We start from the raw sequence: 16,885 nt of genomic DNA on the forward strand, positions 1-16,885 counted from the left end.
GATAAGCCCAGATCATGAATATGCTTAATAAGCAGTGAAACCAGTAAAACGAGCCAGTTCTCCGCAGGGAGCAGCTGGCTCCACTTTATAAAACTATGATGAAATTAACGAAACTAATCACATGTCTTTTACTCCCGATCTCGCCCTTATTGGCACAACAGCGGACGGGACGGGTTTTTGAAGATCAAAATGCGAATAATCAGTTCGAACAGAACGAAAAACAACTTGCCGACATTGTTGTCTCCGATGGTTATGATGTTGTAAAAACGGACAAGACCGGGACATACAGCTTACCGCACAACCCAAACGCCCGCTTTTTGTCAGTTACCATTCCGAGCGGATATAAGGCGACAAAAACGCACTATATCCCACTGCGCGGTGAGGTTAAAAATTTAGATTTCGCCTTAACCAAAGACACGGTACAGCAAAACGATTTTTTACGTTTTATCCAAATTACGGACACCGAAACGCCACTTTATGGCCCATGGATAGATAACGTGCGAAATTATGCCCAAAATCAAAAGGCGTGCCTGATCATGCATACCGGCGATATCTGTTATGAACCGGGTATGCTTTTTCATGCCAAGCAGGTGAACTCCGATCTCATGGGCAGACCTACCTATTATACCGTCGGCAACCATGATCTTGTAAAAGGGGAATATGGGGAGAAACTATTTGAAGACCTCTTTGGTCCGACGTATTACTCTTTTGATGCCGGCCCGGCCCATTTTGTCGTAACCCCCATGCCTAATGGAGACTATAAACCTAGTTACACCGCCGATCAGATCATCTCCTGGCTCAAGAAAGACCTTGCTGCGATGGACAAGTCAAAACCTTTGATCTTTATCAATCACGATTTTTTTGCCGGGCCTGACTTTATCTTAAAAGGGGAAAAAGAACAGATCGACCTGACGCAATATAACCTCAAAGCCTGGTTTTATGGGCACTGGCACAACAATTTTGTCTTTAAACAAAAGGGAGTCTATGTTGTCTGTTCAAACGCGCCAAATAAAGGGGGTATTGACAATTCGGCCGCACAGTTTGTCGTCGTCGATATCGACAAACAAGGCATCAAAGGTATTCAGCCCATTTATACCAACCGACGCGATCAGGTCCAACTGGTACAGCCAAGCGCTGATCAACAAGTGACAGCAAAAGAAGCCTTGCCTGTCGTAGTCAGTGCTTACGACAGTGAGCGAAAAATACAAAAGGTGACCATGGAAGTCTATGCCCATGAAAATGGCAAACGTCTGAGCAGTGTTCAACTGTCTCCGTCCGGCGATTGGTTGTGGCAAGCACACATACCATTCGGAAAACAAAAAGGACAATACGATGCCCTTATTACCATCCAGTATGAAAATGGTGAACAAGCATTAAAAAAACAGTCTTTTAATTTAGTGGACCGCGCAGAAAGCGACATGAAACTACAGTGGTCTACTGCTGTAAAAGGCAATATCTGGAAAACCAGTCCATTAATCGTTGGGGATAAACTTTTTGTTGCGACTATGGACGATGGTACCGGAACCAACCATGCTATTATGGCACTGGACAAACGCACGGGTAAAACGCTATGGTCATTGCCTACGATCAATTCGATCAAACATAAACTGCGCTACAGCGACGGAATATTACTTGCAACCGATGTCGAAACCAATGTATATGCCATCGATGCGAATACAGGCAAAGTACGCTGGACTAAAAAGCCATCCAACCCGGGCCTTCCGACATTTGTGTCAGGTCCAGCTCTTGAGCAAGGGGTTTATTATGCCGGACTTGGCAAGCGCATGTCGGCGATTGATATCAAAACAGGAAAAGTACTTTGGGAAGGTGTAGATCCCTCGGGCGGCGAAGCAACCCCTGCAGAGCTATCCGTAGTGGATCAAACCTTATTAGCGGGATACAACTGGAATGCCCTCTGTGCGTACGATACCCAGACAGGAAAGCTTCTCTGGAAACGCCAAGAGGATGGTCTCCGTTTTCGAAGCGGGGGTGTCACGGCAAAAGACGGCTACCTCTATACAACAGGCCTCAATGGACTATTCAAGCTAAATTTAAAGACCGGTGAAGTCGCACAAAAGAGCATCAAAACCGATGACTTTAAAGTCATGGCTTCTCCGGATATTGTCGAGGACCTGTTGGTCATGCCAACATCCACAAATGGCATCAAGGCATACGATCTTCAGACCTTAACGGAAAAATGGCATTTCGCCACCGGTGAGGCTCTTGTCTATACCTCCCCTTACAGCAGCCCCGATCAACATAAACCGGTCGGAACCGTAGAATCCTCTGTAACTGAAGTAAAAGGGAAGCTGTTTTTCGGCGCCTCAGACGGTTACATCTATGTGCTTAATAAACAAGGAAAGCTACTTTCCAAATTTAATCTGGGCGCTCCGATTTTCTCGGAAATCACCGTAGATGGTGACTTTATTTACACCGCTGATTTCGCTGGAAATGTGTCCTGCTTTAAATTATAATAGACAATAACATTGCAAGACTCTCGAATATGGGAAACGCCTAAATTCGGGAGTCTTGTTTATTTGTCAATTAAATGACCATCCGAAATATCCATGAAAAAATTGATCAAATAATCTGTACCCTATCCTCAAATAAAAAACACTGTTGGTTAGTCTATAAAAAATGATTTATGGTTGCCAATATTCCTTGTCGCTCTATATGATTAACTATTGTATGAACTAAAGAAATGAGACCTGGATAATTATGCAGTGGTTTAACCCATATCTTAGGATCGGATAATATCCTTGTTGTAAAATTGGGGTACTCCTGATGTCTTGATATTATTAAGCTAGCGTCATCCTGAAATGAAGGTTCTGTTGTGGTTTGATTGCGTATGACAAGTATGTATGCAGCTAGGCCAATAGCAATACCAATCGGTGGTTCAGATTGTTTGCTATACCATTGTTCAATTAAAGGACATACGCGCATGTTAAGTTTGGCTGTATACTGAAATGCGATGGACTGCCATTTGTGTAATAAAAATGGGTTCTTAAAACGATCAATAACTGCCTCACCAAATGGTTGAATAAGTTCATGACTGATACCTGATTGCTCAACTATTGGACTTATCTCTTTAAAAAGTAAATATTGAATATAACGGTCTAAGATCTCATTATTAAAGAAGTCCTTAACAAATTCTGTATTGGACAAGAGCGCAATACCACAACATAAAATATGCGGAGCATTAAGCAGACGCAGTTTCAATTCGCTATATTGGGCTATACTGGGAACTATCTTCACGGTGCTGTCAACCAATGCAAAACTCAAAATATCCCTAACATCCTGATTATCCGACTCAATAGCCCATAACTTATACGGTTCGGCCATAATTGCAAGTTGATCTGTATAGGAAAGGACCTCTTCGGATACCTTACCGGGAACAATACGATCTACCAGTGAGTTGCAAAAGTAATTGGCCTTGTCAATCCAATCAATAAAATCCTTGCTTAATTTTTGCTGTTCAGCAATCCAGACGATGTTATGCTTAAGTACCTTCGCATTATCTGAAACTAACTCCGTAGGAATGATGACAAGACCTTTAGCGTTATCGCCATTAAAATGGGAAAATCGATGATATAAATAAGCTGTTACCTTTGCCGCAAAGCTTGTCGGGGGACTGTCATCAATAGTTCCTCCCAATTCCAACAGTCCAGCTTCAGTTGTATTTGAAATCAGAATGCTGATCAAAGGAGAAGTCGCTGTCGTTAGTATTTCCTCCCACGAATCATGGGCAGACAACACCCTGGAGATGGAAGCATTAATACATTTCTGATCTTTAATCTTTCCTTTCTCCATCCCCCTCGTAATTAAAGTATAGAGCCCATTTTGATTGTCAAATGCACTTGTATTTCCAGTGCGTGTTGATTTGACAACAACTATACGGCCATTAAATATTCCTTTTTGATTGGCCTGATGGATATAATCATCAGGCAGGCCACGTAGGAGTGCTCCTGTTCCAAATTGGATGACCCGTTCCGGCATATTAAATATTGACTCCATGGGAACTTCAATTTCCTGATGATTAATACCCGCCAAATGTTGTTTATCTAAATTCATCATGCTATTTCTTTAATACCAAAAGCTTTTGTTTTCTTTTTACCTGATACTTGGTCCTCACCGAAATGGTTATTATTCAAATTGTACACGCTATTTTGAATGTCATGATTGCATACAGTTATCCCTTTGTTTTCATCAAAACTCTTTACTTTGATCGTGCTGATTATCTCTTTGGGTTATTCAATGTTTTCATTAGCATATTAATTGAGATAAAGAGCTTTAATGTATACTATGAGGTATTTTATGGTGCCTAAATTGTGATTAACGTATATCAAGGGATGGATATCATCGCTTTTATTACCGATGATGATGGATCAAGCCAACTTTTAAACTCAGTTTTTACTTCATCAAAAAATACCCGGTGCGTAATATAATATTCGGGGTTGATCAATCGCTTTTTCATACAGTTTATTACGTGATCAAAATCTTCGATAGTTGCATTCCGACTGCTCATGAGCGTGCCTTCGCGTTTATGGAATTCCGGATGACTCACAATCAATTCACCTTTTTGTAAGCCAACCAATACATATCTGCCGCCGTGTGCCATGTAATAAAAAGAATTGTTAATCGCTTTTTGATTACCGGTAGCATCTATCACCAGTGTAGGCATATCACCACCTGTAATTTCAGCTAATCTATCGGCTACATTTTCATTGCCTGCATTTATGATGTGTCTTAGATTTAATTTTTCACTACAGAAGTTTAAACGGTTGCTGTTGATGTCCAAGGCAATTACTTGAGCGCCAGCAATTCTGGCGAGTTCTATAATACCTAGTCCTATTGGACCCGCTCCGACCACAAGGACGAACTCACCGGGTTGTATCTGGGCTCTACGCAGGCTATGGGCACCTATAGCCAAAGGTTCTATCAAAGCCAGTTCATCAAAGCTCAAGCCACATCCCTTTACCAACAAACGTGCAGGAATCTGTATAAACTCCGCCATGCCTCCATCTGTATGCACTCCGCAGACTTTTATATTTACGCAACAATTAGGCTTTTTACTTAAGCAGGCAATGCAGTTTTCGCAATTGATGTAAGGGATAAATGTCACAGACTCCCCCACTTCAAAGTTTTGATTACCGCCAGTATCGATCAGTTCACCAGAGATCTCGTGCCCCAAAATGCGGGGATAAGTAAAAAAGGGTTGCGTACCTTCAAATGCGTGTAAATCGGTACCGCAAACCCCGATGCGATGTATTTTTATAATTGCAAAATCAGCCTTAGCTTTTGGCATGGTGCCGTCTTTGTATTCTAGTTTTTGTGGTCCTGTACAGATTAGAGTTTTCATAATTTACCGTCTTATTGACACTTAATCATATACTAAAAGCCAAATGTCCTATTTAAACCTTCCTCGCTAATCAAATTTCCCTGCTATAGATGATGCCAAAAACTTTTAGGTATGTGGGTATGTGTCAAACCAATATTCTATTCAATATGCTCGAGCGAACTCGCGCTTAAAGCAATACTACTTATTCTCGAAGCTGCTATCCCAAATTTTGCACACACTGCTACTGGAGTAAGATTCGTTTGCCCTTAATATTCAGTTATTCAGAGCAAAAATAATTTTTTGAAATCGATTTCCAATATTTTAATTCATTTTTGAAAAATGTAGGGAATAAGGGCGGAGGAGAGCTTGATCTGGATATGCGGACAAAGTAGCGAAAGAGGATAAAAAAAGGCAAATCAAGTAAAAACTTGATTTGCCTACCCTGTAGCCCGTAGGGGAATCGAACCCCTGTTTCAAGAATGAAAATCTTGCGTCCTAACCCCTAGACGAACGGGCCGTTTTCTGTTTCGGTGTGCAAATATAGAAAGCTTTCTAAACTTCACCAAATTTTTATGAAATTTTTATTCATTTTTTTCAAAGTAGATCGCAAAACCCTCTAAAATAGCTATATTTAGACTCATTGAAAAAGTAACCAACATGACTAATTTTAAAAAAATCAAAAACCATTTGCTCTATGCCAGCCTTGGCATGGCATTTTTTAGCCAGGCGGCATACGCTCAAAAATCGAGCTCAATTGCAGATCAGCTGCAAGTCACCTGGCAGGTCAAGGAAGGTCAGAACATCCGTAAAAACCCTATCTCAACAATCATTCTGAAAAACAAAGGCAAAAATGCCGTACAACTTAATGATTGGAGTCTGTGGTTTAACTTTATCCGGTCTATCGATCCCAATAAAGTAGATAAAAGATTTGCCATTGACCACAGAAATGGTGACCTATTTCAGGTAAGCTTTAAGAAAAACAATTTTTTGCTAAAAGCACAGGATACAATCCATATTGATTTTATCACAACAGGACTCGTCAATTATACCGATGGACCAATCGGTTTGTACATAAAAAATAGCAAAACCGGGCTTTCAACAGATGTTCGCAACTATACCGCTGTAAAAACAGCTCCTCAATCCGATACTGACAAAGCAGATTTTTGGTCTTATAAATATGACCAAAATAAACTTACTGAAGGTATAGACGCTCAGGCCATTATCCCCCTACCTGCCAGCATCAGTATCAACAATACTGCAAAATTCAATATAACAACAGGTACAAAAGTATACATTACTGACGAATTTGCCTCCGAAGGAGGCTTCCTGACAGACTTTCTAAACCAATACACAGGGATTAAGCTGTCAACTAGCTCAGAAAAACAGGATGGTGTTGTGATTATCAAAGCAAACGATCTGAAACCTGAATCTTATCGCCTAAACATCGATGCAAAAGGTATCCGAATCGAAGCTGCAGATAAGGCAGGCGCATTTTATGCCATACAGTCTTTGAAATCCTTGATCAATCATCGACAATGGAATAAAACCGCAAAATCAATAGGCCTACCTTACGCGAAAGTAGCAGATAGTCCGCGTTATGGCTACCGTGGATTTATGTTGGATGCTGCCCGCAATTTCCACAGCAAAGCAGAAGTGTTACGGATATTGGATCTGATGGCTGCCTACAAATTAAATAAGTTCCATTTCCACTTTATTGACGATGAAGGTTGGCGATTAGAGATCCCATCCTTACCAGAACTTACTGCTGTGGGTGCTAACCGCACAGCGAGTTTTGAAGACGGCAAAGGAATTCAACCAGCTTATGGATCTGGTGCAACTGCAAAAACAAATCAATTCTACACCGTAGCCGATTATATCGAAATCTTACAATATGCAAAAGCAAGGCATATTGATGTAATACCAGAGGTAGAAACCCCAGGGCATGCCCGTGCAGCGATCAAAGCGATGCGTGCACGCTTTGCACATTTTACGAAGGCTGGCGACAAGCAAAAAGCGGAGGAATTCTTGTTGGATGATGCGGATGATAAATCGGTCTATAACTCTGCACAGAACTGGAACGACAATGTAATGAACCCTGCCCTCCCTTCGACCTACCATTTCCTGAGCAAGGTGGTCGATGAAATTAAAGCGATCCACGATAAAGCTGGAGTGCCGTTGAAAATTATCGATTTGGGTGGCGATGAAACGCCGAATGGTGTTTGGGAAAAATCGCCAAAGATCATTGCTTTCATGAAGGAAAATAATATCAGTAATGTACTTGATGTATGGCCGATATATATCGCCAAAATCAACAAACTTGTTCAGGATAAGGGGTTGACGATGTCTGGATGGGAAGAGATGGGCATGCGTAATAAAGGGAAAGGAATGGAAGTTAATGCTGAATTGGGCAAATCTGGCATCCATCTCAATGTATGGAATAACCTTCCTGGACAAGGACAGGAAGATCTCGCTTACCGCTTAGCAAATGTTGGCTATAAAGTTGTCTATACCAGCGCAGCAAACAACTACCTGGATATGTCATGGGACCGCGACTTTGCAGATCCGGGCCATAGCTGGGTGGGTACTGTAAACCTGAACAGGACTTACTCTTTCTCTCCGGAAAACTTCTTTATCAATCTTCGTAAGGATGACACGGGAAAAGATCTCGTAAAAGAAGCTTATACCAACAAAGAGCAGCTCACTGCTGAAGGAAAGAAAAATCTACTCGGCATCAAGGGTGCGCTATGGGCTGAAAAAGTATCCACCGATCAACGTCTTGAAGAGATGATATTCCCGCGCTTAATCGCCATTGCCGATCGTGCCTGGGCGCAAGAACAAGACTGGGAAAAAGGGAACTCGTATGATGAAGCAAGCTATCGTAAATCGTACACAGCCTTTATTAAAAAATTAGGCGAAGATGAATTGAAGAAACTCGATATTATTGACGGTGGTTATACCTATCGCCTTCCAAAGCTTGGAATTAAAAAAGAGGGCAACCAACTCCTTATCAACACCGATTATCCCGGATTCAAAATATATTATACGGACAATGGAAGCACACCGACGTTGAAATCAAAAGAAGCAAGTGGTGCAATTCCTTATCAAATGGGTAAGAAATATCTATTCAAAGTCTTTGATGCCAAAGGTAGATCCGGAGAGGTTATTGCATATTAAAAACTAAACTGGATTATGACAATAAAATAACGTCATCCAAGCTGTTCAAGCTCGCCAACGAAATAGCATAGGCTGATTGCAGTTCTAAAACCGAAAAAGGGATGATTTCTATTCGAAAATCATCCCTTTTTGCTTGTCTTTAGTATGAAATACGAGCCGCTTAGAACTTATAGCTCAATGAGACAGCCGCATTTCGCGGGTCGATCTGATTAATAAAACCACCACGGAAATACGAGTTCAAGCCAATCTCATTGGTAATATTGTTCACAAAGACTTTGGCATCAAACTTACGCCACTTATAGCCTACCTGCGCATTTAACGTTGTATAGGCAGGCATATTGAATGGTTTTTCGCCATAATATTCGCCATGGCCCTGCGGCGTTAGGCTATATTCATTCACCGGACGGTCGCCTACATAATAAACTCCGGCACTCAAACTCAGATTTCTTAAGGCACCTTGGTTAAACACATATTGCACCCAGGCATTGGCCGTATGTTTTGGCGCATTCATTGGTGCTGAGCCATTCATATAGGATGGAGAGTTTTTATATCGGGCATCTAAATATGCATAGCCCAACATAACCGTTAGATTTTCCAACACACGACCGTTTAATTCCGCTTCGATACCATCCCGGACTAAATCACCCGCTTTAAAATAAAGACCCGTCGGCTGATTTGCATCATTATATTCCGCATTCGTTAAGTCAGATGTATAAATATGGAAATACGTCAAATTGAAACGCAGTCTATTATCCAACCAATCTGATTTAATCCCCCCTTCGAATTGTTCCGTAGTTGAAGCACCGGCCTTGGTCCCATCAACCATTGGATTGGCTGCACTTCTGAGACTGGTTGAGTTCGTATAAGATCCGAATACATTAAAATTCTCGAAAGGCGTAACGATAATCCCTGCCATCGGATTCCAGGCTGATTCCCTTTTATTTCCGTTTGAGGTAAAGTCCTTCGTAGTAATTTCAGAGTAACGCAAGCCTAAAACAGCTTTAATATATTTATTAAATTCAATGACATCCTGTGCCATAAAGCCAATAGAGGAATAATAATTCCGAACAGGTGTTTTGGCCTCAAAAGCCACCTTCTTACCTGTCCGTTTATTTCCCAACGAATCCACATAAGATACTTGATCCAAATCATTAGCCCAGTCGCCATGAATATCAATAACATCAATTACCCCGGCAGCTAAAGCTGCCTGATCAGGCTTTGACAATGGAATTTTACTGTCCAACAAACTCAATTTGGTACCAAACGAAGTTGTTGTTGCATCCGCAATACGATAATCTACACCAGCTTGGACCAAATGCTTTACTTTGCCTGTATACAAATCCTTTCCGATCAAATCAAATTGGAAGGTCTTATTTTTATCGTCACGCAAACTCTTGCTCATCTTCCGTGAAAAGGTATTGAACTTTTTGTCCGCATCGTTAACCAGCGAAGCCGAAGTCGTGAGGTTATCGACCTGATAGGAAGAAGTCGCTATTGAAGCCCGAATACTCCAACGATCGGTCAATTCATGATTGATCTGCCCCATAAAACTCTTCATCTCGGTATTGACGTTATCAGAATTCATACCCAAGAATTTATTGTTGGGTATCACATACAAAGCATTAATACTCTGTGAGGGATTTAGGTTAACGGCCGAATTGACAGGTGTACGGTTATCGTTGAAATAATCTCCTTCTAATGTGATCGTTGTCTTCTCTGTAGGCTTCCAGGCCAAAGATGGGTTCAGATAAACACGATTAGCAGAAAGTCCTTTTCTGAAACTATCATTCCTTTCATAAGCACCGTCCATACGAAAAGCAACAGTCTCCTTTTTATCTAATACGGTCTGGAAATCGAATGTTGGCCGAAACTGTCCCCAGCTTCCCACACGTACCCCAACCTCGCCTGAATTGGTAAAATTAGGGGTTTTCGTCACGACGTTAATTACCCCACCGGCATTGCCAAGGTCGGTAATCACACCTTGCGTCACCGCAGCAGAACCTTTGATCATCTGGATAGACTCCACCCCTTGCATATCAACGACACCCGAAGCGGTCTGGAACTGGGAATCCATACGTACGCCATTTTTCAATACCGGTATACCTCTGAATCCCCGAGTCGATAGTGATTCTTTGACACCACCATATGAGCCGAATAAGGTCACCCCTGGAATATTTCTAACCGCATCAGTCAACGTCAGGATACCTTGATCTTGGATCACTTTGTTGGATATAACAGATATACTCTGGATCTGATCGGACGGTTTTAGCGGCATACGGGTAATCATTTCAAGTCCCTTCGGCTTCTTATTACGCTCGCCAAATACTTCCACCTCATCGATGGCCTGTTCATTGCCGACCAGCACCACAGGTTTTAGTACCACCTCAGGGCTAGTAGAACTAAACACATAATCAATTGATGTCGTCTGATAACCTAAATAAGTAAAACGAATGACGGCATCCTGAGCGACACCCTGAAGTCTAAAATGACCTTTATGGTCTGTACGGACCGTTTTATCACCGATTGAAACGGTTACTGAGCTTAATGGGTTATTGTTTGCATCAACAACCTTTCCTTTTACGATTCCTGAAGTTTGGCCATATACAGCGCTTCCGATTAAAAATGTAGAGGCAAGTGCAAGTAAGTGTTTGTTCATGTTAATAATCTTGGGTAATTATTTTTAATTAATCTAAATAACACGACAAAGGTATAAAAATTTCCTTTGTTAGAACAATTAAAAACAAAAAAGCTCTGAACCACTTCTGATTCAGAGCTTTCCTATATTAACTCAGCCTGTTTTAGTCAAACTTCCAGCGTACAAAAGCTTCTATCGCTTCATAGTTGGCAAGGCCTAATCTATCGTACAATGCTGCGGTATCGCTCGTACGGTCTTCTGCACGCACCCAGAATTCACGTGGATCATCACCCGGGAATACCGGTAAATCTTTTTGAGACTGGTGTTTGAAGATCGCCAAACGTTTGCGATATACCTCTTGTGGAGATAATGGAACCGCCATTTCGATCTCATGGATCGGGTATTCATGCCAAGCACCTCTGTACAGCCACAACCAACAGTCTTTTGTCCACTCATCCGTTTTGCTCAACCTTCTTAGTGCTTCAAACAAAATATCAAAACATACTTTATGCGTACCATGTGGATCGGCAAAATCTCCTGCAGCAAATACTTGGTGCGGTTTTACCTGACGCAACAATTCCATCGTTTGTTGGATATCGTCTTCAAAGGATACATCCTTGGCAAATTTTTGTCTATCGTAGAATGGTAAATCCTGGAAATGGATATTTTCATCCGGCAAACCTACCAAACGTGCACCGGCAATAGCTTCTCCTTTACGGATCAATGCCTTTATTTTTCGAACGAGTTCGGTATCGATCTGATTTGGTTTTTTAGTCGCAAAGATTGCTCTTTCTTCATCATAAATCTGACTGATCTGAGCGGCCTCTGTCTTCGCACCGATTTGGTTTGCTAGGTCCTCAGCAAACTCCAAGTAACGGACTACATCATCATCCCATACGGCAGTATTACCACAAGTCTGGTAAGCAACATGTACATTGTGTCCTTGATCTGCCAAACGGATAAATGTTCCACCCATAGAGATTACATCATCATCTGGGTGTGGAGAAAATACGATCACGTTTTTCTTAGCCGGATTCGCACGCTCAGGACGTTGTGAATCGTCTACGTTCGGCTTACCTCCTGGCCATCCGGTAATTGTATGTTGAAGCTCATTAAAGATGCGGATATTAATGTTATAAGCAGGGCCAGTTTCTGTGACCAGCTTGGCCATACCATGCGCATTATAATCTTCATCTGTAAGTTTTAAAATCGGCTTATTGATTTCCAGTGCTAACCAAACGACAGCTTTTTTGATCAAAGTTGGTGTCCAGGTCACATCTTCGGCCAACCATGGGAGGTCAAAACGCGTCAACAGGGATGCCGCTGCTTCATCCAGGATGAATTCGACATTATCCGATAGCTGAAGATAAGTTGCAGGAATCTCTGACGAGATCTCGCCCTCAACAGCTTTCTTAATGATCTCCGCTTTGGTTTCGGTCCAGGCCATCAAGATGATCTCGCGAGCTTTGAAAATTGTACCGACACCCATAGTAATCGCTTTTCTTGGCACATTTTCTTTACCACCAAAGGCGCGTGATGCATCCCGACGAGTCAAGTCGTCCAGGGTGACAATACGGGTACCAGAGTTTGGAGCAGAACCCGGCTCATTAAAACCGATATGGCCTGTACGGCCAATACCTAATAATTGAATATCTAATCCACCGGCGGCCGTGATCTTTTGCTCGTATGCCTCACAAAAAGCATTGACTTGATCTGGAGCCAGGGTACCATCAGGAATATTTACGTTCGCCTTGTCAATATCTACGTGATCAAACAAATTCTTGTTCATAAAGGTCACATAGCTCTGATCGGCATCAGGTTGCATAGGGTAATATTCGTCAAGATTGAAGGTAATCACGTTCTTAAAGCTTAAACCTTCTTCTTTGTGCAAGCGAATCAGTTCTTGATAGACTTTCACTGGCGTAGCACCAGTAGCAAGACCCAGAACAGCTTTTTCACCTTTCTCCTGCTTTGCACGAATAATTTCAGCAATACGATTTGCAACGTTTTTCGAAGCTGAATTTTGATCTGGATAGACGCTTACGGGGACTTTTTCGAAGCGTGTTTCTTCCAATAAATTTAATCTAGCCATTTTATGGATATATTGATAAACGTGAATTACAAATTTATGAAATTAGTGAGTTAAGTTGAAGTAAAATTTTAATAAAGTGGCTTATTCTTAACAATATTTTAAATAAATCCTTTTAGCCTTTATTTTAGCACAGAAAACCGGCTATATTTCATTCAAAATAGCCACAGCTTTCAGCAAAGTGACATCTTGCTTAGCAAAACAAACGCGCAAAACCTGCTGATCTGTAGCTTGTTTATAGAATGCTGACAGTGGAATTGTCGCTATTTTGTGCTGCTTGGTCAGATGGCAGGCAAAATCAAACTCCTTCTCCCGACTAATGGCACTATAATCAAGATTGAGAAAGTAGGTCCCTTGACAAGGAAGAATCTTAAAGCGGGATTGCGTTAATCCGTTTTTGAGCAGGTCTCTCTTTTTCTCAAAAAAACCGGACAGGCTCTCCACATAAGCCATATCTTTTAAATATTCAGCTATCGCTAGCTGCATTGGGGTATTCACACTGAATACATTAAACTGATGGATTTTTCGGAATTCACGCATTAAGAGGGCCGGAGCCACACAGTAACCGATCTTCCACCCGGTGGTATGCAGCAGTTTTCCAAAAGAGGCAACAACAAAACTCCGTTCACGCAGACCGGGTATACTTAACACCGATTGTGGAGCGACTCCATCAAACACGAGATGCTCATAAACTTCATCACTGAGCAATAGGCTATTGGTGCCTTCCAAAAGCTTACTAAGTTTATTTAATTCTTCTTTTTGAAGCACTTTTCCGGTGGGGTTGTTCGGATTGTTGATTATCACTAAACGAGTTTTCTCGTTGATCAATGTCGCCACGTAATCCCAGTCAATCTGAAAATCAGGTGCCAATAAGCGAACGGGCACAACTTTACCACCAAACAATTCAATCGTTGGTGCATAACTATCGTATGCAGGTTCGAATATAATGACTTCATCTCCGTGGCCAACAACTGTTGCAATCGCAGTAAAGAGCGCCTGAGTCCCTCCGGCTGTAATAGTAAGCTCTTCCAATGGATCGATGTCCACCGTATATACGTTCTTGTATTTTTCGACGATGGCCTCACGCAAGCTTTGCGCACCGATCATCGGCGCATATTGGTTATGTCCTTTTTCCATTGCTGCTGATACCAATTGTATAAGCTTGGGATCTGTCTCAAAGTCCGGAAAACCCTGGGACAGATTCAGTGCCTGCTCCTGATTGGCAAGCATGGTCATCTTGGTAAAGATCGATGTTCCGACATGTGGAAGTTTAGGTATTAGGTCGAAGTTCATTTTTTGACATTTTATTAATCTACTAAATTAGTGGATTTTCTTATATTTGTAAATATATACAAGAATAGCAACATGATAAAATACATCACAGTACTTTTTTTGGTTCTCCCATTTTTCGGCTTCGCACAGAAGAAAGAATTGACCAAACAGGAATATATCGCCCGTGTGAAAGCGGCACCGGATTCCATCTCAACTTTAGTTGACTTGCGTCGTGTAGGTGGCTATGACCCTGTCTATACAGAACTGCAGGCGCTTTATAATACACTGAGCAACAATGTCAAAAATTCTAATGAAGGAAAAGAATTCCAGGAATATTTAAACGCATTGGAGACTGTTCAGATCGGAAAAGTTGCACCCGCTTTTACGCAAAATGATACAACAGGCAATCCTGTACAGCTGTCCGATTTCAAAGGCAAATATGTGTTACTTGATTTTTGGGCTTCCTGGTGTCCCGATTGCCGCGTTGAAAGCCCGGATCTTGTAAAAACTTACGAACAGTTTAAAGGAGACAAGTTTGAAATCCTCGGTATATCTTTTGACAAAGACCGCAACTCCTGGATCAAGGCTATCCATGCAGATAAACTTCATTGGAGACATGTCTCTGACTTAAAACGCTGGCAAAACGACGTAGGTACGCTTTATGCGGTGAAATCTATCCCTCAAAATGTACTGATTGACCCCAATGGAAAAATCATTGCAAAGAATTTGCATGGGGATGCTTTACGTGCAAAATTAAGGGAAGTATTAAAGTAGGAATTTAAAACTGTGAATTCCTAAATGCGCTTCAGAAACTTATTTCTGATGGCGCAAAAGCCGCTAAGTATGAAGGTGATCGCCCTCAATCGAAGGTCAGTAAAAATCCCCTTGGAAAAGCAGCGATAGTATAAAAAAATAGGTGCCCGAAAATCGGGCACCTATTTTTTTATATAAATTTATGATCCATTAGCCAAATAAAGCGCTAAAAATATCTTCCAGCTTAGCCACAGGCCGAATGGCAATATTATACTTCTTTGCATCTAAACCTTTGGTATTGAACTTGGAAATAAAAATTCCATCAAAGCCCAACTTCTCTGCTTCCTGAATGCGTTGTTCAATCCGGTTTACAGCTCTGATTTCCCCTGACAATCCCACCTCTCCGGCAAAAGTCAGATTGCTTTGGATAGGAATATCCTGCTGTGATGAGATAATCGCTACGATAACCGCCAGATCAATGGCCGGATCTTCGACCCGCAATCCTCCGGCAATGTTTAAAAATACATCCTGCGCACTTAAACGAAAACCAAATCGCTTTTCCAAAACTGCTAACAGCATATTCAACCTTTTTGTATCATAGCCTGTGGATGAGCGCTGAGCCGTACCGAATGCGGAGTTGCTTACTAAGGCCTGAACTTCAATCATCATGGGCCGCATGCCCTCGAGCATAGCTGCAATGGAAACTCCACTCACGGGCTCATCGCGTTGTGAAATCATAATTTCGGACGGATTTGACACTTCCCGTAAACCCGAACCCTGCATTTCATATATACCTAATTCAGAAGCAGAGCCAAACCTATTTTTGACAGCGCGCAAAATGCGGTAGACATGATGGCGGTCACCTTCAAACTGGAGTACGGTATCAACCATATGTTCCAATACCTTTGGTCCAGCGATGGAACCATCTTTGGTGATATGGCCTACAATAAATACGGGTGTACTGGTTTCTTTGGCAAACCGTAGTAATTCGGCCGTGCATTCCCGTACCTGAGAAACAGAGCCCGGTGCTGATTCAATCTGTGATGAATGCAGTGTTTGGATCGAATCAATGACTATGACATTGGGTTGTACAGTTTCAATCTGCTTAAAAATATTTTGTGTGGATGTTTCCGTCAGAATATAGCAGTTCGCTTTAGATGATTGCGATAAGCGCTCAGCCCGCATCTTGATCTGCTGCTCGCTCTCCTCTCCGGAAATATAGAGGGTCTTGACCTGTGGAATGGACAAAGCCAGCTGGAGCATCAAAGTAGACTTTCCAATGCCGGGTTCACCTCCGATCAGCACCAGCGAACCTGGAACGATTCCGCCGCCCAACACCCGGTTAAACTCTTGATCCGGAGTCAGGATACGCGATTCGTCCTGGTATACAATCTCGTGAATAATGGCTGCTTTGTTTGCCCGCTTTGCATTTCCTGTTGTTGTCGTGCTTCGCCATTCAGGAACTTTTGAGCTTGACTTTTCGACCACCTCCTCAACGAAACTATTCCATTGTTTGCACGAAGGACACTGTCCCATCCATTTGGGAGATTCATAGCCGCAGTTTTGACAGAAATATGCCGATTTTGTTTTTGCCATCTACGAAATTACAAATTTCTATCCGTTA

9 protein-coding genes and 1 tRNA gene are annotated in these 16,885 nt (G+C 41.9%); 3 read left to right on the top strand and 7 right to left on the bottom strand.

Going from position 1 to position 16,885, the window contains the following annotated elements:
• Nucleotides 1-95: 95 nt before the first annotated feature.
• Nucleotides 96-2,474: a PQQ-binding-like beta-propeller repeat protein gene (locus ACK8HY_RS14485; RefSeq protein ID WP_416134073.1), complete on the top strand. Its 2,379-nt coding sequence runs from the start codon at nucleotides 96-98 to the stop codon at nucleotides 2,472-2,474.
• Nucleotides 2,475-2,628: 154 nt separating this feature from the next.
• On the opposite strand, the gene ACK8HY_RS14490 is transcribed toward ACK8HY_RS14485, so the two are convergent.
• From ACK8HY_RS14490 to ACK8HY_RS14500, 3 genes are all read right to left on the bottom strand, one after another.
• Nucleotides 2,629-4,074, bottom strand: a complete 1,446-nt coding sequence (locus ACK8HY_RS14490; protein WP_416134074.1) for a tagaturonate reductase — start codon at nucleotides 4,072-4,074, stop codon at nucleotides 2,629-2,631.
• A gap of 268 nt (nucleotides 4,075-4,342) precedes the next feature.
• Nucleotides 4,343-5,359: a zinc-binding alcohol dehydrogenase family protein gene (locus ACK8HY_RS14495; RefSeq protein WP_416134075.1), complete on the bottom strand. Its 1,017-nt coding sequence runs from the start codon at nucleotides 5,357-5,359 to the stop codon at nucleotides 4,343-4,345.
• A gap of 424 nt (nucleotides 5,360-5,783) precedes the next feature.
• A tRNA-Glu gene (locus ACK8HY_RS14500) sits at nucleotides 5,784-5,855 on the bottom strand.
• Between the two features lie 140 nt (nucleotides 5,856-5,995).
• Here ACK8HY_RS14500 and ACK8HY_RS14505 point away from each other — a divergent pair.
• Nucleotides 5,996-8,512 (top strand): family 20 glycosylhydrolase, encoded by a 2,517-nt coding sequence (locus ACK8HY_RS14505; protein ID WP_416134076.1) that lies wholly within the window; start codon nucleotides 5,996-5,998, stop codon nucleotides 8,510-8,512.
• Between the two features lie 160 nt (nucleotides 8,513-8,672).
• On the opposite strand, the gene ACK8HY_RS14510 is transcribed toward ACK8HY_RS14505, so the two are convergent.
• The 3 genes from ACK8HY_RS14510 to ACK8HY_RS14520 form a co-directional block, all read right to left on the bottom strand.
• Nucleotides 8,673-11,168, bottom strand: coding sequence for a TonB-dependent receptor (locus tag ACK8HY_RS14510; RefSeq protein WP_077436803.1), 2,496 nt, complete (start codon nucleotides 11,166-11,168; stop codon nucleotides 8,673-8,675).
• A gap of 142 nt (nucleotides 11,169-11,310) precedes the next feature.
• Complete coding sequence (nagB, locus tag ACK8HY_RS14515; protein ID WP_077436804.1) at nucleotides 11,311-13,239, bottom strand: glucosamine-6-phosphate deaminase; 1,929 nt, start codon at nucleotides 13,237-13,239, stop codon at nucleotides 11,311-11,313.
• A gap of 141 nt (nucleotides 13,240-13,380) precedes the next feature.
• Nucleotides 13,381-14,529 carry a methionine aminotransferase gene (locus ACK8HY_RS14520; RefSeq protein ID WP_416134077.1) on the bottom strand — a complete coding sequence of 383 codons (1,149 nt, stop codon included), beginning with the start codon at nucleotides 14,527-14,529 and terminating at the stop codon, nucleotides 13,381-13,383.
• A gap of 72 nt (nucleotides 14,530-14,601) precedes the next feature.
• Between ACK8HY_RS14520 and ACK8HY_RS14525 the strand changes: the two genes are divergently transcribed.
• Nucleotides 14,602-15,282: a peroxiredoxin family protein gene (locus ACK8HY_RS14525; protein WP_077436806.1), complete on the top strand. Its 681-nt coding sequence runs from the start codon at nucleotides 14,602-14,604 to the stop codon at nucleotides 15,280-15,282.
• 189 nt (nucleotides 15,283-15,471) lie between these two features.
• Here ACK8HY_RS14525 and radA read toward each other — a convergent pair whose 3' ends face one another.
• Complete coding sequence (gene radA / locus ACK8HY_RS14530) at nucleotides 15,472-16,857, bottom strand: DNA repair protein RadA (RefSeq protein ID WP_077436807.1); 1,386 nt, start codon at nucleotides 16,855-16,857, stop codon at nucleotides 15,472-15,474.
• Nucleotides 16,858-16,885: the final 28 nt, after the last annotated feature.

The organism is Sphingobacterium sp. NGMCC 1.201703, assembly GCF_047784615.1.
GTDB lineage: Bacteria > Bacteroidota > Bacteroidia > Sphingobacteriales > Sphingobacteriaceae > Sphingobacterium.

Excerpts from the sequence above, each read along its gene's own strand:
- ACK8HY_RS14485 (WP_416134073.1), top strand. The coding sequence starts at position 96 with ATGATGAAATTAACGAAACTAATCACATGTCTTTTACTCCCGATCTCG.
- ACK8HY_RS14490 (WP_416134074.1), bottom strand. The coding sequence starts at position 4,074 with ATGATGAATTTAGATAAACAACATTTGGCGGGTATTAATCATCAGGAA.
- ACK8HY_RS14495 (WP_416134075.1), bottom strand. The coding sequence starts at position 5,359 with ATGAAAACTCTAATCTGTACAGGACCACAAAAACTAGAATACAAAGAC.
- ACK8HY_RS14505 (WP_416134076.1), top strand. The coding sequence starts at position 5,996 with ATGACTAATTTTAAAAAAATCAAAAACCATTTGCTCTATGCCAGCCTT.
- ACK8HY_RS14510 (WP_077436803.1), bottom strand. The coding sequence starts at position 11,168 with ATGAACAAACACTTACTTGCACTTGCCTCTACATTTTTAATCGGAAGC.
- nagB (WP_077436804.1), bottom strand. The coding sequence starts at position 13,239 with ATGGCTAGATTAAATTTATTGGAAGAAACACGCTTCGAAAAAGTCCCC.
- ACK8HY_RS14520 (WP_416134077.1), bottom strand. The coding sequence starts at position 14,529 with ATGAACTTCGACCTAATACCTAAACTTCCACATGTCGGAACATCGATC.
- ACK8HY_RS14525 (WP_077436806.1), top strand. The coding sequence starts at position 14,602 with ATGATAAAATACATCACAGTACTTTTTTTGGTTCTCCCATTTTTCGGC.
- radA (WP_077436807.1), bottom strand. The coding sequence starts at position 16,857 with ATGGCAAAAACAAAATCGGCATATTTCTGTCAAAACTGCGGCTATGAA.